Below are 19,085 nucleotides of genomic sequence, written 5' to 3'. Positions count from 1 at the left end.
GTCGGATGAAGGTGGAGACGACCGAGGAGGGCCTGCGCGCGGTCGACGCCGCGAAGAACTCGTTGACGGTCCACACCGAGGGGTGGAGTCCCGGGGGGTCCGCCCCGTCGCTGGACGCCGCGCTGCGGTCCCTCGGGCTGGCCGACTCGTGGGCCCCCGACGTGGTGCTGTCCGGGACGGTCGAACGGCTCGGCTTCCCGGCCGTGTACACCCCGGTCCACGACGTCGACACCGGCGAGACGTACGACCTCGGGAGCGGGACGGGCCCCCTGACCGTCCCGGACGGCTCGTACGTGCTCCACGCGGAGACCCGCGTCGACGCCTACGTCCGCTTCGACGGGCGCGCGACGCTGGAGAAGCCGGACTACGAGCGCGTCACCGTGACCTTTCCCGAGGAGACCGCCGTCTCCGTGGGCTTCCGGACGGTCCTGCAGGCCGACCCGGACGTCGTCACGGTGCCCCGGACGGTCGAGGGGGTCGCGACGGCGCTGTCGACGTTCCCGGCCGGCCACCGGACCGCGACGGCCGACCGGTCGTTCGCCACGATGCGCGGGCGTCCGCCGCGCGTGGAGTTCGGCGAGTCGACGGGGATCCCCGACGCGGTCGACGAGCGGTGCGACGACGCCGACGTGCGGGTCGTCGTGCCGGACGACCTCGGGTACCTGTTCCCCGTCGCCTCGTTCGCCCACTACGTCGGCGCGGAGGTCGCCGTCGAACCGGGCGCGCAGCCGCGGGTCGAGACGCCGGGGAGAACACGCCTACTGCCGACGCTGCCGGCGTTCCAGGACGAGGTCGGGAGGCTGCTCGAACGGACGTTCTACCTCGACTGCGTCGTCCGCGACGCGGGGCCGCACGGCTCCGGGCTGTCGGTGGTCTCCGTCGCCGACGACCTCGGCCTCGACGCCGACTCCCTGTACGCCGCCTCGCCCGGGGGGCGGCTGGAGGCGTACCTCGACGTGCCGTTCGAGGAGGCGTCCGACCGCTTTCCCGAGTGGCACCTCTCGATGGCGATCGACCCCCGGTACGAGCACGTCCCGACGCTCTCGCACCTCCTCTCCAACGTGCCGCACGTCCGCCTCGCGTCGTCGACGGCGCTGGCCGAGACGGAGTGGCTGGACAACTCGCTGTCGGACTTCTACCGCGGCGGCGCCCGCGAGGTCGCCTCGGTGGAGCTGGTCCAGCCGGACCTCGGGCCGGGGAGAACCCACGGCTGGCTGGCCGACGGCGTCCCGATAGACACGTTCAAGACGCTCACCGAGGCGTACGACAACCGAGCGCGGTACCTCGACGCCGCCGGCGACCCCATCTCGGTCGTCGCCATCCTGAACGACACCGAGATGCGCGAGGAGCACGACGAGGTCGCCGACCACTACCGCCGGCGGGCCGAGGCGCTGGACCTGGACATCACGCTCCGGGAGCACCTCACGGTCGACGAACTCGCGTCCGTGTTCGAGTCGCGGACGGACCTCGTCCACTACGTCGGCCACTGCGAGCGCGACGGGCTCCGGTGTGCCGACGGCTACCTCTCGGCGTCGAGCCTGTCGGAGTCGAACGCCCAGACGTTCTTCCTGAACGCCTGCGGCTCCTACCACGAGGGGATCGAGCTGATCCGGAAGGGGAGCGTCGCCGGCGGCGTCACGTTCGACGAGGTGCTCGACAGCCAGGCGGCGACGGTCGGCGCGATGTTCGCGCGCCTGATGATGAACGGCTACTGCGTGGAGCGGGCGCTCGACAAGTCGCGCCGCCGCATCATGACCGGGAAGGACTACGCGGTCGTCGGCGACGGCACCCACGTGCTGACCCAGACGGACGACCTGGTGGGCACGGACATCCGGGTCGACCGGCGCGACGACGGCCGCTACGACGTGCGCCTCCGAATGGGGGCGCCGTGGATCGCCGGCGGGTTCTACCGACCGTACATTCAGGACGGCGACGAGACCCACCTGATGGGGACCGAACTGGAGTTCACGGTGTCCCGGACCGTCCTGCTGGACTACCTCTCGTACGCGGACGGTCCGGTCGTGTTCGACGGCGATCTCCGGTGGTCGGACGCCGTGGCCGACGCGCTCGATTCGTCCGACCGCTGAGAGCGTCTCCTCCCCGCGGGACCGGTTCCCGCGCGGGCTCCCCGGCTACGGACCCGTGTTCGCGGCTACGGACCCTTGCTCGCGTCGCCCGAACCCGTCGTGCCGACGTCGATCTCCGCCGCGGCCGTGTCCCCCGCGGCGAGGAACGCGAACACAAGCACGAGCGTGAGGACCGCCCTCGGACGGCGGCAGAGGGCGGCGACGATACCCGACCCGACCACGCGACTGGCTAACGTACGACGTGACATGGCAGGGTCCAACGCGTGAACTCACTTAAAATTCACGCAGAGCGCGGGTTCCATACACCGGCTCGCCGCTCGTATTCTCGGGGTAGAGCGCTTGATTCCCCTGTATTCCCGTTAGTATTAAATATGTTCCAACCGTCGTGACGTGTAGAAATGACCGCGAACCTGCTCGAACGATCCACGCCGGACATCCTCCGCGCGCTGCTGGACCGGACGGCCGGCGACCTCGTGATCGTCGACCCCAACGCCGACGTGATGGAGTCGCTCGTCGATATCGCCGCCGACTACGGCGACGACCTGCCGACGCTGAACGTCCTCGCGGACGGCCGCCTGCTGAAGGACGTGATGGACGACTTCCTCGTGGCCGCCGACGCCGCCGACCTCGTCGACGCCGGGCACATGACCCTGCGGGAACTGGAGACCGAGGCGGACAACACCCTCGTCGTCGGCGGGGACGACCTGTACGCGCTCGTCTCGGCCGGCGAGCACGTCGCCGCGCTGGCGGCCGACGACGAGGAGTTCGTCGCCGACGCCTACGAGACGTACCGCGGCCGGTGGGAGGAGGCCGAGGCGTTCAACCTCCGGACCCCGGCGCTGTCGCGCGTCCGCTCGACGCTCGACGAGGACATCGGCGAGGCCGTTCGCGCCGACTTCGACAGCGTCCTCGACTCGCTTGAGACGGCCCGCGGCGACGGCGACGGCCTCGACGAGGTGACCATCTCGCTGCTCGTGGCCGCCAAGAACGACGTGCTCCTGTACGACATCAGCAAGTGGGGCGAGGACGTCGGCATCGCCTCGAAGGCGACGTTCTCGCGGACGAAGACCCGCCTGGAGGACATGGGCCTCATCGACACCGAGAAGGTGCCCATCGACGTGGGGCGTCCGCGCCTGCGCCTGAAGCTCGGCGACGACCGCCTCCGCGAGGCCGACGGCGACGAGCTCGCGAGCGTCGCCTACCGGATGCTGAACTGAGCGGGATCGGACCGAGCGGGAACGACGTGGCCGGCCGACCGGCCCCGGTCGCCGCACGGAGCGGGTCGCGGTCGCCGTGACCGACCACCTTTTTGTGCGAATCGCACCACGGGCGCCGCATGGACATCGCCATCGTCGGCCCCGAGCCCGCGGTCGAGCCCCTGCGCGGCGCGTTCGCCGACATCGAGGCGAACGTGATGGAGGTCGAGGTCGGGCTGCTGGACGGCTTCGACTTCGCGGTCGTCGCGGGGACGACCGGCGACGACGCGTTCCGCACCGCGACGCGCCTCGTCGACGACTGGGTCGCCGTCGAGGTCGGCGGGGTCGGCGGCCGGGCGATCGAGGAGGTCGACGCCGCCGTCTCGGTGTTCTCGCCGGAGACGGGGTGCTACGACTGCCTCCGCGACCGCGTCCGCGCCAACGTCCCCGCGACCGACGCGACACCGCGGGGCACCCGCAGCGCCGTCCGCTTCGCCGGCGCGCTGGCGGGGCGGCGCGCCATCCAGCACCTGTCGGACGAGCCGGTCGCCGGCACCGTCACCGAGATCGACGGGCTCGAACGGCGGTTCCTCCCCTCGCCCGACTGCGACTGCGGCGCGGTGTCGACGGGGTTCGACCTCCGCGCGGCCGACCCCGAGGTCGACCTCGACGACGCGGTCGACCGGATGGACCGGGCCGTCGACGACCGCCTCGGCCTGGTCACCGAGGTCGGGGAGCGGGAGTCGGTGCCGGCGCCGTACTACATCGCGCGGACGACCGACACGGCCGCGTTCGCTGACACGCGGTGCGCGGAGTTCGCCGCCGGCGTCGCCGAGGGGTGGGACGCCGCCTACGCAAAGGCCGTGGGCGAGGCGCTGGAGCGCTACTGCGCCGGCGTGTACCGCGCGTCCGCCTTCCGGTCGGCGCCGACGGAGGGCGTCATCGACGCCGTCCCGGTCGACCGGTTCGTCCGCCCCGACGGCGCGGCGACGCCGGCCCCGGACGACCACATCCCGTGGGTGGACGGAACGGACCTCGCCACGCGGGAGTCGGCGTCGCTGCCGGCGGAGTTCGTCGTGTTCCCGCCGCCCGAGGAGCGGTACGCCCCCGCGATCACGACCGGGCTGGGCCTGGGGAACTCGACGGCCGAGGCGGTGCTGTCGGGGCTGTACGAGACGGTCGAGCGCGACGCGACGATGCTGTCGTGGTACTCGACGTTCGAGCCCATGGGGCTCGCCGTCGCGGACGAGGGGTTCGAGGCGCTCCGCAAGCGGGCGCGCTCGGAGGACCTCTCGGCGACCGCCCTCCTGCTCACCCAGGACGTGGACGTGCCCGTCGTCGGTGTGGCGGTCCACCGCGACCCGGAGGAGGGCGACTGGCCGCGGTTCGCGATGGGGTCGGCCGCGGACCTGGACGCCGCGGCGGCCGCCCGCGGGGCGCTGGCGGAGGCCCTCCAGAACTGGATGGAGCTTCGCGCGATGGGCCCGGAACAGGCCGACTCGGAGGAGGGCGCCATCGGCGCGTACGCCGGCTTCCCCGAACGCGTCCGGGAGTTCGTCGACCCGGAGGTGACCGTTCCCGCAGCGGACGTGACCGACGACGCCGCCGCGGCGCTGTCGGGCGTCGAGGAGGTCGAGGCGGTGGTCGAGCGCCTCGGGGCCGCCGACCTCGACGCCTACGCCGCCCGGCTGACGACCCGCGACGTGGCCGCCCTCGGGTTCGAGGGCGTGCGCGTGCTCGTCCCCGAGGCGCAGCCGCTGTTCACCGGGGAGCCGTACTTCGGCGACCGGCTGGCGGCCGTCTCGGCGTCGATGGGGTTTGAGCCGCGGCCGGGGCGGGCGTACCACCCGTTCCCGTGAGGCGACGGCCGGGTCCCGCCCGGACGACCGGCCCGATCGGCGGAAGCCGGAGCGTTCTTCCCCGCCACCCCCCACCACACGGTCACTCGAATGCCGCGCTTCGTCCACTACTCCGACATCGAGAACGTCTACGACGACCCCGAGCGCGCGGGGCGCCTCGCCGGCCTGATCGCCGGCCTCGACGGGCCGGGCGCGCTCGTCGTCGGCGCCGGCGACGACACCTCGCCGGGGGTCGCCGCGACCGTCTCGGAGGGCCGGCAGGCGGTCGACTTCTACCGCGCCGTCGACACGGACGTGGAGACGTTCGGCAACCACGACTTCGACTTCGGCGCCGACGCGGCCCGCGCGGTCGTCGCCGACTCCCCGCAGACGTGGGTCTCGGCGAACGTGTACGACGCGGACGGCGAGCGGTTCGGCCGCGAGGAGGGCGTCGTCCCGTGGACCGTGACGCGAGTCGACGGCGAGCGCGTCGGCCTGTTCGGCGTCACCGACCCGACGACCGACTCGCTGAACCCGATGGCCGCCGACCTCGGCTTCGGCGACCCGTACGAGGCCGCCCGCGAGGCCGTCGCCGACCTCCGCGCCGAGGGGGTCGACCGGATCGTCGCCGTCTCCCACCTCGGCGGCGGCGACGACGACCTCGCGCGGATCGACGGCGTCGACCTCGTCCTCGGCGGCCACGTCCACAGCGAGCGCGTCGACGCGGTCGACGGCACCCCCTGTACCCGGCCCGGCGTCAACGGCGAGGCCGTGCTTGAGGTGACGGTCGGCGGGGACGAGGACCCGGTCGTGAGCGACGACGCCGACGACGCCGGCGGCGACGCCGACACCCGGACCGTGGGCGGCGCCCGCGTGACCCGTCACACGCCCGAAGGCGCGCCCGTGGACGAGCGCGTCGCCGACGCCCTGCGCGAGCGCATCGCCGCCGCCGGCCTGGACGAGCCGGTCGGCCACGTCGACGAGCCGATCGAGCGCACCGAGGCCGCGATCCACGGGGGAGAGTGTCGGATCGGCAACCTCGTCGCCGACGCCTACCGGGAGGCGGCCGACGCGGACGTGGGCCTCCAGAACGCCGGGGGGCTCCGGCTGGGGCACGACCTCGCGGGCGAGGTCACCGAGGCCGACCTCCTCTCGGTGCTCCCGTTCGAGGAGCCGATCGTCCTGGTGGAGGTCACGGGCGAGGAACTGCTCGACGTCTTCCGCCAGATGTCCGCCGCCGTCGTCGACTTCGGCGAGGACGACTGGTGGCACGGCCACCTCAGCGGCGCCGCGGTCGTCTGGGACGACGACCGCGAGGAACTCGTCTCGGCGACCGTCGGCGGCGAGGCAGTCGACCCGGACCGGCTGTACCGCGTCGCGACCCCGGAGTACATCCTCCACTCCGATCACGAGTTCCCGGCCATCGACGAGCGCCACCGCGCCGGCGAGCACGGCATCCAGCACGAGGTGCTGGCCGCGTACGTCCGCGAGCACGGCATCGACCCGCGGGTCGAGGGACGAATCCGGCGCGTCTCGGAAGTCGACGGCGACGAGCCCGGCGACGCCGCGGAGGAACCCGTCGGCTCCGCCGCCGACCGGGACGGGCCCGCCGGCGGGTCCGCCGGCGTCGGGACCGGCGCCGACGAGTGAGTGGTCGGCGCGACCGAGCAGGGGGTCGGCAGATCGGCGAGTCGCCGACCCGGCCGGGCGACGACCCGACCGGCCGGCGAGACGACGAGTGGCACGGCAGTGAGACAAGAGGAAGTGTTTACACGTCCGCCCGCGAGGATCCGGCAATGACGTTGGTCGTCGTGCCGGTCCGGTACCCCCTCTCGAAACACTCCAAGGCGACACTCGGGGAGGCGATCCGGATCGCGGAGGAGCGTGACGCGGAGCTGACGGTGCTCCACGTCAACCTGTATCAGGACGGCAAGGAAGTGACCCGGACGGACCTGAAGCGGGCCGTCGAGCGGGAGTTCGGCCGCCTGCCGAACGTCCGGTACGTCGTCCGGCGGGGCTTCCTCGTCGAGGAGACCATCCTCGACGAGGTGGCCGCCGAGGAGGCGGACGTGGTCGTCATCGGCGCCAAGCAGGCGAGCCGGTGGCGCCGCACCCTCCGGAAACTGTTCTCCGACCCCGACATCGAGTCGTTCCTGAAGGGGAAGCTCGACGCGACGGTCATCACGGTCGACGTGAACGGGGGGACGGCCGAGTACGCATCCGCGAACGGCGGACGGGAGGACCGGTGACCGGGGGCGACGACGCGACGGCGGACCCGGCCGGGAACGCGCACACGCCGGAGGGCGTCGGGGTCCCGGCGACGCGCCGGGCGCTGCTCGACGCGCTCGCGGACGGACCGGTCGCCGGTCCGGAGCTGGCGGCCGACCTCGACGTGTCGCGGGCGGCGGTGTGGAACCACGTCGAGGCGCTGCGCGAGGCGGGCGTCGCCGTCGAGAGCACCGACGACGGCTACGCGGTGACGGACGTGACCGGCTACTCCGCGGAGGCGCTCGCGTTCGGGCTGGACGCGCCGTTCGCCGTCGAGTACCGCGACAGCGTCGGCTCCACGAACGACCTGGCGCGCGACCTCGCCGCCGAGGGCGCCGGCGACGTTGCCGTCGTCGCCGACGAGCAGACCGCCTCCCGCGGCCGGCTCGACCGCGAGTGGGTGTCGCCGCCGGGCGGCGTCTGGCTGTCGGTCGTCTGCCGGCCCGACGTGCCGCCGGCGCACGCGCCAGCCTACACCCTCGCGATGGCCGTCGCCGTCGCGCGCGCCTGCCGGGAGGCCGGCGTCGACGCACGGATCAAGTGGCCCAACGACGTGCTCGCCGGCGACGACGGCGGCGCCCGGGGCGGGCGGAAGCTGTGCGGCGTCCTCACCGAGATGGAGGGGGAAGCGGACCGGATCTCGTGGCTCGTCGTCGGCGTCGGCCTGAACGCGAACGTCGACCCCGACGACCTCCCGGCGGGCGCCGACGCGACGAGCCTGCTCGCCGAGCGCGGCGACCCCGTCGACCGCCGGGTGCTCGTCCAGCGGGTGCTCGAGGGGTTCGACGACCTCCGCGGCGACCTCCGCGGCGCGGTGTCGGCGTGGGAGGAGTACGCCGACACGGTGGGCCGCCGCGTCCGGGTCGACACGCCCGGCGGCGTCGTCGAGGGCGAGGCCGTCGGGGTGGAGTTCCCCGGCGCGCTCGTCGTCGACACCGGCGCGGAGACGGTGCGGGTGACCGCCGGCGACTGCGAGCACCTCCGGCCGGTCGACGGCGGGGACTGACTCGGTCGGCGGCCACGGGACCCACCGCCGGCCGTCGAGTCAGGCGTTCTCGGTGACCCGAACCGTGAGGACCGGGACCGAGGAGCTGCGGACGACCTTCTCGGCGACGCTCCCCAGCAGGAGGCGGTCGATGCCGCCGCGGCCGTGGGTGCCCATCACGATCAGGTCGCAGTCGTTGTCCTCGGCGTAGCGGACGATCTCCGCGCTCGGGGAACCGTCGACGATAGCCGTCTCGACGGGCACCTCGTAGTCGTCGCCCAGTCCCTCGACCAGCGCGACGGCGTCCTCGGCGTCGCGTCTGAGCATCTCGTCGATCCCCTCCCAGCTCGACTCCATCGGCATCCCGGCGTAGGAGGCCGAGTTGACGACGTACAGCGCGTGGACGGTCGCCCCGTGCTGGACCGCGAGGTCGACCGCGTGGCGCACCGCCCGCTCCACGCCGTCGGAGCCGTCCGTCGGGACGAGGATCCGGTCGTACATCCCCATGTGAACGTCTGACGTACCCCTGACCCGGGGCCGCATTAAGCCTTCCCACGACCGAGCCGCCGTCTCGCGGTTTCGATTCGTAACTTCCCGTACGACCCGGCGGCGGCGCGACCGGGCTCGGGACCGGGATCGACCGCTACCGGGCGGGGATCGATCGAGGTCGGACGGGACACGATCGACGACGAACGGCGCCGCGGCTACGTCGTTCGCGGACGACGGGAGAAGTTCGGAACCTGGTCCCGGTTCCGGCGCGGCCGGCTACAGGCGGCCGACTTCCTCGACCTTCACGCTCTCGACGCCCTCGACGCCGGAGAACGCCTCCTCGACGGCCTCGGTGCCGCCGGCGTCGTCGGGGACGACGACCATCGGCAGGAGCGCGACGAGGCCGAACGCGACGTCGTCGCGCTCGACGTTCCGGATCTCCGCACCGCCCGGGAGCGACTCCTCCAGTTTCTGCTGGAGCTCGTCGAGGTCGATCTCGGGGCTCTGCGGCATGACCTTCATCTTCGCGGCGACCTTCCCCATGGTCAGGGCCCCCGGAAGCCGCAGTCGGGACACTCGTAGAGGTTGCTCTGCTTGCGGCACTTCGAACAGCGGCTGATCTGCGTGCCGCAGTCGGGGCATTTGAACGTCGCCGCGGCCGTCCCGGCGACGTTGATGCCACAGGAGACGCAGCGCCGCTCGGAGCGCCGGTCCGACTCTGACTGGCTCATACGCTCTTGAACCGGCGCGCGGGTTTTAACGGTTGTCTTTCACCCGGCGCGAACCCCGGTACGCGGGTCGCAGCCGTGCGGTCAGTTCCCGTAGTCGTTCGTGTCCGGCCGGAGGACCGGTTCCCGCCACGCGGCGCGCTCACGCGAGGATCAGCGGCCCGAGCAGCACGCCCATCAGGTGGACGCGGCGACACCGGAGGCGGACCGGAACGAACCCGACGACGGCCGCCGCGCCGAGGACGGCGACCCCGAACGCCCCGGCGAACAGCCACGAGAGCGCTACCAGCCCGAGGAGGACTGTCGCGACGAGCGGGGCGTACGGGAGCGCCCCGACCGCGCGCAGCGTCGCGTCGCCGAGCACGACCACCCCGACCGTTCCGGCGGCCCCTGCGAACACGGCGACAGCGAGCAGGGGCGGGAGCGCGGCCGGGACCCCGGCGTCGCGCATCGCCACGAGCACGCCCGAGCGGGGCGCGTCGAACGCGTGATACGCGAACAGCGCGAACACCGCGGTCGCCGTGTTCGCCCCGCTGGTCGCGACGACGTACTCCCGGGCCGGGTCGCGGCCGGCGGTCGCCGGGAGCGCGAGCACGGCCGCGACGCCCGCCGAGACCCCGGGCAGGTAGCCGACCGCGGCCCCGCCGCCGGCGCCCGCGGCCGCCGCGGCGCCCAGTTCCCGGCCCGATAGCCCGAGTCGCGCGTCGGCCTGCGGCGGCACCCCGTCGCCGCCGAGCGCGTCGACCAGCACGGGGACGCCGAACAGGCCCGCGAACAGCGGCGCGAGGATACCGCCCGCGGAGACGAGCGGATCGGTCGGCGCGTCGAGCGCGACGACCCCCAGCGCGGCCGCGAGCGCGAACGCGACGGCGCCGGCCGCCCGCCGGCGGTTCGTCGACTCCGTGAGCACCAGCAGGAGCGCCACGCCCGCGAGGACGACGGGGAGCCACGCCCGGAGGTGCGGGTACGCGACCCGCATCGCCGCGGTGACGCCGACGGCGGCCGGGAGCGCGAGCAGCAGCGCCAGCCCCGAGCCGACGGCCGACAGCCTGAGCGCCTCGCGCCCGCGCCCCTCCGCGACCAGGCGGTGGCCGGGGAGCGCCGCCGCCGCCATCGCGGCGTCGGGGACGCCGAACGCGAACGAGGGCACCACGTCGAGGAACGTGTGGACGACGCCGGCGGCCAACATGGCACAGCCGAGCGGCAGCGGCGGCGCATCCAGCGACGGGGCCGCCGCCGCCAGCAGGAACGCGAAGTTGTTCGCGTGTAGGCCGGGGAGCAGACCGCTACAGCAGCCGAGGACGCAGCCGCCGAGCGTGTACGCGAGGAGGGTCGCGCCCGGTACGCCCGGCGCGACGCCCGTGATCGGGAACACCGGACCGGAGTGGAGCCGGCATGGGATTTGAACCCTCGTCGTCGCCGGCGCCGCCGCTGGGGGTCGCGGCGTCGAAAGAAGTCGTGATCTGCGGGTGGAGCGAACGGGAGGAGCTGAGCCCCGGCGTCAGCCGAAGAGCTCGCCCAGGCCCTCGCCCGAGGCGTCCTCGTCGTCGTCATCGTCCTCGGCGGCCTCGTCGGCGGCCTCCTCCTCGTCGGCCTCGTCGTCGCCGTCGTCGGCCTCGGCCTCGTCGGCGGAGCCTGCGGCGGCGCCGCCCGCGGCGCCCGCGGCGGGCGCGGCGGCGGCCGTGTCGATGGCCTCCTCGATGTCGACGTCCTCCAGCGCGGCCACGAGGGCCTTCACGCGGGACTCCTCGACGTCGACGCCGGCGGCTTCCAGCACCGCCGTGACGTTGTCCTCGTTGATCTCCTCGCCCGTCTCGTTCAGGATGAGTGCAGCGTAAACGTATTCCATTGTCCTGTGTAGTTGTGTTTATCCGAACATCGCGCCGAGGCCCTCGGCACCGTCGCCGCCGTCGTCGTCATCGTCGTCGGCGTCGGTGTCGTCGGGCTCGGCTTCCGTGTCCTCGTCGTCGCTCGATTCGTCCGTCTCCTCGGCCTCGGCGGCCGGCTCGGCCGCGGGCGCCTCGACGCCGCGGAGCTCCTCGGGGAGCGCCTCGTCGTCGTCGATGGCGGCCGCGAGCGAGCGCAGCTGCGCGTCCGCGCGGGCCACGAGGTCGGGGAGCAGCTCCTCGTCCTCGATGGCGGCGAACAGGCCGACGGCCTTCGCGTCGCCGGCGGCCTTGCCGAGCAGGGTGCCCGCGGTGCGGGCGGTCGGGTAGGCGGCGTTGACCGAGAGGTTGCGCGCCGCCGTCGCGGCGGACTCGACGTCCGCGCGGTACTCGTCCACGTCGATGGCGAGCTCGTCCGGCTCGAACACCACGCCGTCGGCGAAGACGGCGCGCAGGTCGAGCCCGACCTCCTTCGGCTCGATGCCGAGCTCGCCCAGCACGTTGGCGAGCTCGTCGGAGACCTCCTCGCCGGCGTCGAGGACGTGCGAGTCCGAGAGCACCTGGATGGAGCCCTCCTGGATGCGCGCGTCCGCGCCGACCTGCTGGAGCTCGCCGACGAACGGCCCGGGGTCGACCCCCGTGTCGCCCTCCGGGATGACGATGTCGTTCGGGGCGACCTCGCCCGCGCCGATGGGGGCGGAGGTCTTCGACGCCTCGAGCTGCTTGAACAGCCCGAAGGGGTTGTCGTTCGTCCCGATGAGGCCGACGTGGCCCGAGACGAACGCCTTCAGCTCCTCGACGCCCTCGTCCACCTCGTCGAGCGCGCGCTCGATGAGGGTGTTGCGGGACATCCGCAGCTCGGCCTGCCCGTGCAGGTCGCGCCGCATGTCCTGGAGCTGCCGGCTCGGGATGCCGGTGAGGTCGACGACGCCGACGGCGTCGTAGGAGCCGACGAACTCGGTCAGCTCGGCGACCTCCTCGCGCTTCCACTCCGGGATCGTCTCGGTCTTGCGCGCCTCTGCGGAACTGCTCATACGGGCACCTCCACGGACGGCCCCATCGTCGTCTTGACGTAGATGCCGTCGATGTTGAGCGGCCCCTTCTCGAGGTCCGCCTCCAGCCGCCGGACGATCACGTCGATGTTGTCGGCGATCTCGTCGGCGGTCATGTCCTCGGCGCCGACGCGCGTGTGGAACGTGCGGCGGTCGCGGGACCGAAGCTGGACGGTGTTTTTCATGCGGTTGACGGTCTCGACGACGTCGTCGTCGGGCTGGAGCGGCGTCGGCATCTTGCCGCGCGGCCCCAGGATGCGTCCGAGGTTGGACGCGACGTCCTGCATCATGTCGGCCTCGGCGATGAAGAAGTCGGTCTCCTCGGCGAGGTCCTTGGCTTCGTCCTCGTCGGATGCCAGCTCCGAGAGGTCGTCGCCCGACAGGACGTCGTCCGCGACGTCTTCCGCACGGAGGGCTGTCTCACCCTCCGCGATGACGACGATCTGTGTCTCCTGGCCGGTTCCGGCCGGGAGCACCACTTCGTCGTCGACTCGATTCGACGGGTCGTTGAGGTCCAAGTCCCGGAGGTTGATCGCCAAATCCACCGTCTCGCGGAAGTTGCGAGGGGGGGCGTCCTCCAGTGCTTGGGATACTGCGTCCTCGATTGAATCTGCCATTTTTCACCTCCGTAGTACGCAGGAACGCTCCTACGGGTCAGTGAAACAGGCGTAGGCCTGTCTCACCGTCGAATCCGCCCACGCGACACTTAAGACCGTCGAAGGGCCCGGGCCCGCGGCTCGCGTTCACACGGGCGACGCGGGCGGGGCACGCGGACCGTGCGCGGCCGGGGCGGCGTGCGAGCGCGGCGGCCCGACCGACGGCGCCGGCGCTCGCCGGCGCGCGGGAGCGAGCCGGTCGCCGAGCACCGGCGACCGGGCGGAGAAGTGGAACCGGACCGGGGTTACGCCGTCGCCTCGGCCTCGTCGTCGACGAGGACGTCGTCGTACTCGCCGGCGTCGACGCGGTCGTCGAACGTCCGGGCGTCCTCGCCGTCGATGGTGACGCCGAGGGACGCGCACGTGCCGCCGACCTCCTTGGCGGCGGCCTTCACGTCGTACGCGAGCAGGTCGGACATCTTCTGCTCGGCGACCTTCCGCACCTGTTCGACGGTCATGTCGGCGACGAAGTCCGTCTGCGGCTCGCCCGAGCCCGTCTCGAACCCGGCCTCGTCCTTGATGAGTTCCGCCGTCGGCGGGACGCCGACCTCGATGCTGAAGGAGCCGTCGTCGTCGTACTCGACGGTGACGGGCACCTCCATGCCGTCGAAGGCGGCGGTCCGCTCGTTGATCTCCGAGACGACGTCCTGTACGTCGACCGGCGTCGGGCCGAGCTCGGGACCGAGCGGCGGGCCGGGGTTGGCCTCGCCGCCGGGAACGAGCACTTCGATGGTTCCAGCCATACGTTCGGGTTCCCCGTCGCGTCGTTTAAGGATTGTCTTTGCGACCGCCTCGGCGGGTTTCCGTGCGTGAGAACCGCTGACAACCGCGTTCGGGATCGCCGGACGTTATGGGTCGTGCCCGCGGGCACTGGGCGTATGCGCGCCGCCGCCGACGGACGTGAGATGGCGTACACCCGCCTGGGCGACACCGGCCTGGAGGTCTCCCGCCTGTGTCTCGGCTGCATGAACTTCGGGAGCGAGCGGCCGTGGATGGTGAACGACAGGGACGAAAGCGTCGACCTGATCCACGAGGCGCTGGATCTGGGCATCAACTTCCTCGACACGGCGAACGTCTACTCGACCGGCGAGAGCGAGGAGATCGTGGGAGAAGCCGTCGCCTCCGCGAACCGCGACGAACTCGTCCTCGCCACCAAGGTGTACGGCGAGATGCGCGACGGTCCCAACGGGGGCGGCCTCTCCCGAAAGCACGTTCTCGACCAGGTGGAGGCGAGCCTCGACCGCCTCGACACCGACTACATCGACCTCTACCAGATCCACCGGTGGGACGACGAGACGCCGATCGAGGAGACCCTCTCCGCGCTCGATCACCTCGTGGAGACGGGGCGTGTGCGGTACGTCGGCGCCTCCACCATGACCGCCTACCAGTTCACGAAGGCGCTGTACACCAGCGACATCGAGGACTACGAGCGCTTCGCCTGTATGCAACCGGAGTACTCGGCGGTGGCTCGGCACGAGGAGGCGAACCTGCTGGAGGTCTGTGCGGGCGAGGGCGTGGCCGTGATCCCGTGGTCGCCGCTGGCCGGCGGCTTCCTCACCGGCAAGTACGAGCGCGACGCCGACCCCGACGACGGCACCCGCGGGGCCGCCTCCGAGTCGGTCCGCGGCTACTTCACGGAGGAGAACTGGGCCGTGCTGGACGCCGTCCGGTCGGTCGCCGGGGAGGTCGACGCGACGCCCGCGCAGGTCGCGCTGGCGTGGCTGCTCGAACGGGACGTGGTCACCGCCCCCATCGTCGGGCCCCGCACGAGCGAGCACCTCCGCGAGAACGTCGGCGCGCTCTCGGTCGACCTGACCCCCGAGCAGGTCGAGCGCATCGCCGCGCCCAAGACGCCGCGGTACCCGAGCGCGTAGGGGCCGGTCCCGACTCCGGGCCGCGGCCGTCGGTCTCGGGCACGTCGACGCGGCAGTTCCCGACGTCGCGAGCGCGGATGCTGCCCCCGCCGGGACGCTTATCGAACCACGGGCGCTCTCATCCGCCGTGAGCGACGAACACGAGATGGCGTACACGCGCCTCGGGAGCACCGGGCTGGAGGTGTCGCGGCTGTGTCTGGGCTGCATGAACTTCGGGTCCGGCGAGCCGTGGATGATGAACGACCGCGACGCGAGCGTGGACCTGATCCACGAGGCGCTGGATCTGGGCATCAACTTCCTCGACACGGCGAACGTCTACTCGACCGGCGAGAGCGAGGAGATCGTCGGCGAGACCGTCGCCTCCGCGAACCGCGACGAACTCGTCCTCGCCACCAAGGTGTACTGGGACATGTTCGACGGGCCGAACGGGAGCGGGCTCTCGCGAAAACACGTCCTCGACCAGGTGGAGGCGAGCCTCGACCGCCTCGACACCGACTACATCGATCTCTACCAGATCCATCGCTGGGACGAGAACACCCCCATCGAGGAGACCCTCTCCGCGCTCGATCACCTCGTCGAGACCGGCCGGGTGCGGTACATCGGCGCCTCCACCATGACCGCCTATCAGTTCACGAAAGCTCTCTACACGAGCGATATCGAGGACTACGAGCGGTTCACCTGCATGCAGCCAGAGTACAACGCTGTCGACCGCCACGAGGAGGCGAACCTCCTCCCCGTCTGTGCGGGCGAGGACGTGGGCGTGATCCCGTGGTCGCCGCTGGCCGGCGGCTTCCTCACCGGCAAGTACGAGCGCGACGCCGACCCCGAGGAGGGGTACCGGGCGGAGGCGGACGAGTACACCCGGAACCGGTTCACCGAGGAGAACTGGGCCGTGCTGGACGTGATCCGCGACATCGCCGACGAGCGGGACGCGACGCCCGCGCAGGTGTCGCTCTCGTGGCTGCTCCACAAGGACGTGGTCGACGCGCCGATCATCGGCCCGCGGACGAGCGAGCACCTCCGCGAGAACGTCGGCGCGCTCTCGGTCGACCTGACCGACGAGGACCTCGCGCGGATCGAGGCGCCGAAGACCCCCCGCTGGCCCGCGCCGGGGAAGGACTGAGTCGTCGCGACCGCGGGACCGCCCACGCCCGCTTCGGGCCCGCCCCCGCGATCCGGCGCGGCGCCCGCAGACGGTACGGTTTTCCCCGAGCACCACACCCACCCCCTATGGAGACCGAGTCGCTCGTCGAGACGCTGGAGGCGGCGGGCCTCTCCCCGTACCAGGCGGACGCGTACGTCGCGCTGCTCGAACTGGGGACCGCGTCGGCGACCGACGTGGCCGACGCCAGCGGCGTGCCGGCCCCCCGCATCTACGACGTGCTGCGGTCGCTGGAGGAGCGCGAGTACGTCGAGACCTACGAGGAGGGATCGCTGCGCGCGCGGGCGCACAGCCCGTCGGTCGTGCTGAACGACCTCCGGAGCCGGGCGAACCGGCTCGAGGCCGCCGCCGAGGAGGTCGAACAGCGCTGGGAACAGCCGGAGTTGGAGGCCGGCGACGCGAGCATCGTCACGCGCTTCCGGACGGTCATCGAGCGCGCGGAGGCGTTCATCCGGAACGCGAACCACCAGATCCTCCTGTCGACGACGACCGGGAACCTCCGCCGCCTCGCGCCGGCCCTCCGGGACGCCGTCGGCCGGGGCGTCTCCGTGCGCGTGTCGGTCCACACCGGCGAGGACGAGGCGCCGCCCGACCCCGACCTGTTCGAGGGCGTCTGTATCGAGGCGCGCCACCGCCCGCTGCCGGCGCCGTTCGTCGCGCTCGCCGACCGCAGGCAGGCGTCGTTCGCCCACCACCCCGACTCCTACGACCGCTACGGCGTGCTCGTCAACGACCGCACGCACACGTACGTGTTCTACTGGTACTTCCTGACGGTCCTGTGGGAGCCGTGGGAGACGGTGTACGAGGCGGCGAGCGAGGGGCTGCCCGCCGAGTACCTCGACATCCGCCACCTCGTGCGCGCCCTCCGGGAACTCGACTGGCGGGACGGGCCCGTCCGGCTCCGGGTCGAGGGGTACGAGACCGGAACCGGCGAGGAGCGCACCGTCGAGGGGACGGTCGTCGACGTCAGGGTCCCGTACGCGTCGAAGACCCGGTCCGGGTTCGAGCTGGCGGGACAGGTCACCATCGACCTCGACGCCGGCGGGGACCACGTGAGCGTCGGCGGGTGGGGCGCCCTCGTGGAGGACATCGAGGGGACGCGGCTCACCATCGTCGACGCGCCGTCGACGCCGTAGCCGCCGGGTCGCGTCCTGTCGCCGGGACGAACCGAACCCCCGAGGAGACGCCGGTAGCGACCCGGACCCCGGGAAACCGCCCGCCAGCGTTTATTTACAACGGCGGTTGTAAAACCCGGAGGCTATATTAATGATTGTTCCCTATTACTCGCCGATGTCCGACGACAACACACGGAACGGCGTATCGCGGCGGGCGTACCTCGCCGCCGCGGGCGGATCCGGCGCGACGCTGGGGCTGTCAGGCTGTCTGGGTGGCGGCGGCGGCGGCGACGACGGAACCGCGGAGCCGATCGACACCGAGCCGCCCGAGGAGGATGTGACGATCCAGATCGCGGCGGACTCGAACTTCAAGAACGCGTCCGACGAGATCGTCAAGACGCTCCGGGAGGACGGCGGTCTCCCGGACAACATCACGATCGAGTTCCTGGCGGGGTCGTTCACGACGGGCGACCGCCGGTCGCAGTACCAGCAGATCCTCTCGGCGGGGCAGGAGAAGCCGACGGTCCTGATGATGGACAACGGGTGGACGATCCCGTTCATCGCCCGGGGGCAGCTGGCGAACCTGAGCGAGACGCTCCCGTCCTCGATCACCAGTCAGGTCACGGAGAACTACCTGGACACGATGGTCGCGACCGCGCAGGGGAACGACGGCGACCTGTTCGGGATCCCGCTGTTCGCGGACTTCCCGACGATCCAGTACCGCAAGGACCTGATGCGGGAGGCGGGGTACTCCGACTCCGACTTCGAGACGTGGGCGACCGAGCCGATGACCTGGAAGAAGTTCTCGCAGGTCGTCAAGGAGACGATGGACGCGACCGACGTCTCGAACGGCTTCCACTGGCAGGGCGCCGCCTACGAGGGGCTGTCCTGCTGTGACTTCATCGAGTTCATGGGCTCGCACGGCGGGTCGTACTTCGGCGCGTTCGAGAACTACTTCGGACCCGTCGGCGACCGGCCGATCACCGTCGACAGCCAGAACGTGATCAACGCGATCCGCATGATGCGGACGTTCATCTACGGCAGCGACGACTCCGTCGCGCTCGACGGCTATGCCGATATCTCGCCCGACGCCGTCGTGCAGTACAAGGAGGAGTCCTCGCGCAAGCCGTTCACCAACGGCGACGTCGTCGCGCTGCGCAACTGGCCGTACTCGATCAACATCAACGCCGCCGAGGACGTCTTCGGGGAGGACCTCGGCGTGATGCCGATCCCGTACACCGTCCCCCAGAGCGAGTCGGAGTACGACAAGATCGGCGGCTCCACCTCCGCGCTGGGCGGTTGGCACCTCACGCTCAACCCGAACGCGTCGGACGTGCGCAAGCGTGCGGCGGTCCAGTTGTTCAAGGCGCTCCAGGAGGACGCCGTCCGCCTGCGCATGTTCGAGATCGGCGGATGGATCCCCCCGATCCCGGATCTCATCGCCACCGATCGGACCCGCCAGCTCGACGTCATCGGCCGGTACGTCGACAGCCTGCAGGTCGCCGGCGAGAACGCGCTCCCGCGTCCGGTAACCGCGGTCTGGCCCCAGGAGTCGACCCAGATCGCGAAGGAAGTCAACGCCAGTATCCGTCAGCAGAAGACCCCGAGCAAGGCGATGAGCGACCTGAAATCGTCGCTCGAGTCCATCGAGAGTCAGGCGTAACGGCCCACACCGACCACACACTTATTATCGCCATGAACAATTGGTACCAAGTGTCATGAACTTCGAACGACCGATCGACCGAGCGT

General features: G+C 71.8%; 19 protein-coding genes. 10 read left to right on the top strand and 9 right to left on the bottom strand.

Annotation, left to right across the window (positions count from 1 at the left end):
* The first annotated feature begins 5 nt into the window (after positions 1 to 5).
* Positions 6 to 2,087 (top strand): hypothetical protein, encoded by a 2,082-nt coding sequence (locus ACQUQ1_RS08225; protein WP_435063796.1) that lies wholly within the window; start codon positions 6 to 8, stop codon positions 2,085 to 2,087.
* A gap of 65 nt (positions 2,088 to 2,152) precedes the next feature.
* Here the strand turns inward: ACQUQ1_RS08225 and ACQUQ1_RS08220 are convergent, their stop codons facing one another.
* On the bottom strand, positions 2,153 to 2,335 hold the full coding sequence (locus tag ACQUQ1_RS08220; protein WP_435063795.1) for a hypothetical protein: 183 nt from the start codon (positions 2,333 to 2,335) through the stop codon (positions 2,153 to 2,155).
* A 150-nt stretch (positions 2,336 to 2,485) separates the two neighbouring features.
* Between ACQUQ1_RS08220 and tbsP the strand changes: the two genes are divergently transcribed.
* The 5 genes from tbsP (at position 2,486) to ACQUQ1_RS08195 (ending at position 8,395) form a co-directional block, all read left to right on the top strand.
* On the top strand, positions 2,486 to 3,304 hold the full coding sequence (gene tbsP, locus ACQUQ1_RS08215; RefSeq protein ID WP_435063794.1) for a transcriptional regulator TbsP: 819 nt from the start codon (positions 2,486 to 2,488) through the stop codon (positions 3,302 to 3,304).
* 119 nt (positions 3,305 to 3,423) lie between these two features.
* Positions 3,424 to 5,142, top strand: a complete 1,719-nt coding sequence (locus ACQUQ1_RS08210) for a YcaO-like family protein (protein ID WP_435063793.1) — start codon at positions 3,424 to 3,426, stop codon at positions 5,140 to 5,142.
* 90 nt (positions 5,143 to 5,232) lie between these two features.
* Positions 5,233 to 6,771 (top strand): bifunctional metallophosphatase/5'-nucleotidase, encoded by a 1,539-nt coding sequence (locus tag ACQUQ1_RS08205; RefSeq protein ID WP_435063792.1) that lies wholly within the window; start codon positions 5,233 to 5,235, stop codon positions 6,769 to 6,771.
* A gap of 146 nt (positions 6,772 to 6,917) precedes the next feature.
* A complete protein-coding gene (locus ACQUQ1_RS08200; protein WP_435063791.1) occupies positions 6,918 to 7,370 on the top strand; it encodes a universal stress protein in 453 nt (150 codons plus the stop codon).
* Positions 7,371 to 7,453: 83 nt separating this feature from the next.
* Positions 7,454 to 8,395: a biotin--[acetyl-CoA-carboxylase] ligase gene (locus ACQUQ1_RS08195; protein WP_435064124.1), complete on the top strand. Its 942-nt coding sequence runs from the start codon at positions 7,454 to 7,456 to the stop codon at positions 8,393 to 8,395.
* A 39-nt stretch (positions 8,396 to 8,434) separates the two neighbouring features.
* On the opposite strand, the gene ACQUQ1_RS08190 is transcribed toward ACQUQ1_RS08195, so the two are convergent.
* From ACQUQ1_RS08190 to ACQUQ1_RS08155, 8 genes are all read right to left on the bottom strand, one after another.
* Positions 8,435 to 8,881: a universal stress protein gene (locus ACQUQ1_RS08190; RefSeq protein ID WP_435063790.1), complete on the bottom strand. Its 447-nt coding sequence runs from the start codon at positions 8,879 to 8,881 to the stop codon at positions 8,435 to 8,437.
* A 258-nt stretch (positions 8,882 to 9,139) separates the two neighbouring features.
* Entirely contained in the window at positions 9,140 to 9,406 is a 267-nt protein-coding gene (locus ACQUQ1_RS08185) for an elongation factor 1-beta (RefSeq protein ID WP_435063789.1), read from the bottom strand.
* A gap of 2 nt (positions 9,407 to 9,408) precedes the next feature.
* The gene (locus ACQUQ1_RS08180; protein WP_435063788.1) at positions 9,409 to 9,594 is read right to left on the bottom strand and encodes an HVO_2753 family zinc finger protein; all 186 of its coding nucleotides are present in this window, start codon (positions 9,592 to 9,594) and stop codon (positions 9,409 to 9,411) included.
* 139 nt (positions 9,595 to 9,733) lie between these two features.
* Complete coding sequence (locus ACQUQ1_RS08175; RefSeq protein ID WP_435063787.1) at positions 9,734 to 10,966, bottom strand: tripartite tricarboxylate transporter permease; 1,233 nt, start codon at positions 10,964 to 10,966, stop codon at positions 9,734 to 9,736.
* A 126-nt stretch (positions 10,967 to 11,092) separates the two neighbouring features.
* Positions 11,093 to 11,440 (bottom strand): 50S ribosomal protein P1, encoded by a 348-nt coding sequence (gene rpl12p / locus ACQUQ1_RS08170; protein WP_435063786.1) that lies wholly within the window; start codon positions 11,438 to 11,440, stop codon positions 11,093 to 11,095.
* A gap of 18 nt (positions 11,441 to 11,458) precedes the next feature.
* Positions 11,459 to 12,511: a 50S ribosomal protein L10 gene (locus ACQUQ1_RS08165; RefSeq protein ID WP_435063785.1), complete on the bottom strand. Its 1,053-nt coding sequence runs from the start codon at positions 12,509 to 12,511 to the stop codon at positions 11,459 to 11,461.
* On the bottom strand, positions 12,508 to 13,146 hold the full coding sequence (locus tag ACQUQ1_RS08160) for a 50S ribosomal protein L1 (RefSeq protein WP_435063784.1): 639 nt from the start codon (positions 13,144 to 13,146) through the stop codon (positions 12,508 to 12,510). The genes ACQUQ1_RS08165 and ACQUQ1_RS08160 overlap by 4 nt, the downstream gene beginning before the upstream one ends.
* Before the next feature lie 284 nt (positions 13,147 to 13,430).
* Entirely contained in the window at positions 13,431 to 13,928 is a 498-nt protein-coding gene (locus tag ACQUQ1_RS08155; RefSeq protein ID WP_435063783.1) for a 50S ribosomal protein L11, read from the bottom strand.
* Positions 13,929 to 14,090: 162 nt separating this feature from the next.
* Between ACQUQ1_RS08155 and ACQUQ1_RS08150 the strand changes: the two genes are divergently transcribed.
* From ACQUQ1_RS08150 to ACQUQ1_RS08135, 4 genes are all read left to right on the top strand, one after another.
* Complete coding sequence (locus ACQUQ1_RS08150) at positions 14,091 to 15,059, top strand: aldo/keto reductase (protein ID WP_435064123.1); 969 nt, start codon at positions 14,091 to 14,093, stop codon at positions 15,057 to 15,059.
* 145 nt (positions 15,060 to 15,204) lie between these two features.
* Complete coding sequence (locus ACQUQ1_RS08145; RefSeq protein WP_435064122.1) at positions 15,205 to 16,182, top strand: aldo/keto reductase; 978 nt, start codon at positions 15,205 to 15,207, stop codon at positions 16,180 to 16,182.
* Positions 16,183 to 16,289: 107 nt separating this feature from the next.
* Entirely contained in the window at positions 16,290 to 17,357 is a 1,068-nt protein-coding gene (locus tag ACQUQ1_RS08140) for a TrmB family transcriptional regulator (protein ID WP_435063782.1), read from the top strand.
* Between the two features lie 154 nt (positions 17,358 to 17,511).
* On the top strand, positions 17,512 to 18,999 hold the full coding sequence (locus ACQUQ1_RS08135; protein WP_435063781.1) for an extracellular solute-binding protein: 1,488 nt from the start codon (positions 17,512 to 17,514) through the stop codon (positions 18,997 to 18,999).
* Positions 19,000 to 19,085 lie beyond the last annotated feature (86 nt).

Origin of the sequence: Halobaculum sp. EA56 (genome assembly GCF_051195075.1) — an archaeon.
Classification (GTDB): Archaea; Halobacteriota; Halobacteria; order Halobacteriales; family Haloferacaceae; genus Halobaculum.
Note: the sequence above shows the minus strand (reverse complement) of the source record. Positions and strands in the feature narration are given on the sequence as shown.

Excerpts from the sequence above, each read along its gene's own strand:
- ACQUQ1_RS08225 (WP_435063796.1), top strand. The coding sequence starts at position 6 with ATGAAGGTGGAGACGACCGAGGAGGGCCTGCGCGCGGTCGACGCCGCG.
- ACQUQ1_RS08220 (WP_435063795.1), bottom strand. The coding sequence starts at position 2,335 with ATGTCACGTCGTACGTTAGCCAGTCGCGTGGTCGGGTCGGGTATCGTC.
- tbsP (WP_435063794.1), top strand. The coding sequence starts at position 2,486 with ATGACCGCGAACCTGCTCGAACGATCCACGCCGGACATCCTCCGCGCG.
- ACQUQ1_RS08210 (WP_435063793.1), top strand. The coding sequence starts at position 3,424 with ATGGACATCGCCATCGTCGGCCCCGAGCCCGCGGTCGAGCCCCTGCGC.
- ACQUQ1_RS08205 (WP_435063792.1), top strand. The coding sequence starts at position 5,233 with ATGCCGCGCTTCGTCCACTACTCCGACATCGAGAACGTCTACGACGAC.
- ACQUQ1_RS08200 (WP_435063791.1), top strand. The coding sequence starts at position 6,918 with ATGACGTTGGTCGTCGTGCCGGTCCGGTACCCCCTCTCGAAACACTCC.
- ACQUQ1_RS08190 (WP_435063790.1), bottom strand. The coding sequence starts at position 8,881 with ATGGGGATGTACGACCGGATCCTCGTCCCGACGGACGGCTCCGACGGC.
- ACQUQ1_RS08185 (WP_435063789.1), bottom strand. The coding sequence starts at position 9,406 with ATGGGGAAGGTCGCCGCGAAGATGAAGGTCATGCCGCAGAGCCCCGAG.
- ACQUQ1_RS08180 (WP_435063788.1), bottom strand. The coding sequence starts at position 9,594 with ATGAGCCAGTCAGAGTCGGACCGGCGCTCCGAGCGGCGCTGCGTCTCC.
- rpl12p (WP_435063786.1), bottom strand. The coding sequence starts at position 11,440 with ATGGAATACGTTTACGCTGCACTCATCCTGAACGAGACGGGCGAGGAG.
- ACQUQ1_RS08165 (WP_435063785.1), bottom strand. The coding sequence starts at position 12,511 with ATGAGCAGTTCCGCAGAGGCGCGCAAGACCGAGACGATCCCGGAGTGG.
- ACQUQ1_RS08160 (WP_435063784.1), bottom strand. The coding sequence starts at position 13,146 with ATGGCAGATTCAATCGAGGACGCAGTATCCCAAGCACTGGAGGACGCC.
- ACQUQ1_RS08155 (WP_435063783.1), bottom strand. The coding sequence starts at position 13,928 with ATGGCTGGAACCATCGAAGTGCTCGTTCCCGGCGGCGAGGCCAACCCC.
- ACQUQ1_RS08150 (WP_435064123.1), top strand. The coding sequence starts at position 14,091 with ATGGCGTACACCCGCCTGGGCGACACCGGCCTGGAGGTCTCCCGCCTG.
- ACQUQ1_RS08145 (WP_435064122.1), top strand. The coding sequence starts at position 15,205 with ATGGCGTACACGCGCCTCGGGAGCACCGGGCTGGAGGTGTCGCGGCTG.
- ACQUQ1_RS08140 (WP_435063782.1), top strand. The coding sequence starts at position 16,290 with ATGGAGACCGAGTCGCTCGTCGAGACGCTGGAGGCGGCGGGCCTCTCC.
- ACQUQ1_RS08135 (WP_435063781.1), top strand. The coding sequence starts at position 17,512 with ATGTCCGACGACAACACACGGAACGGCGTATCGCGGCGGGCGTACCTC.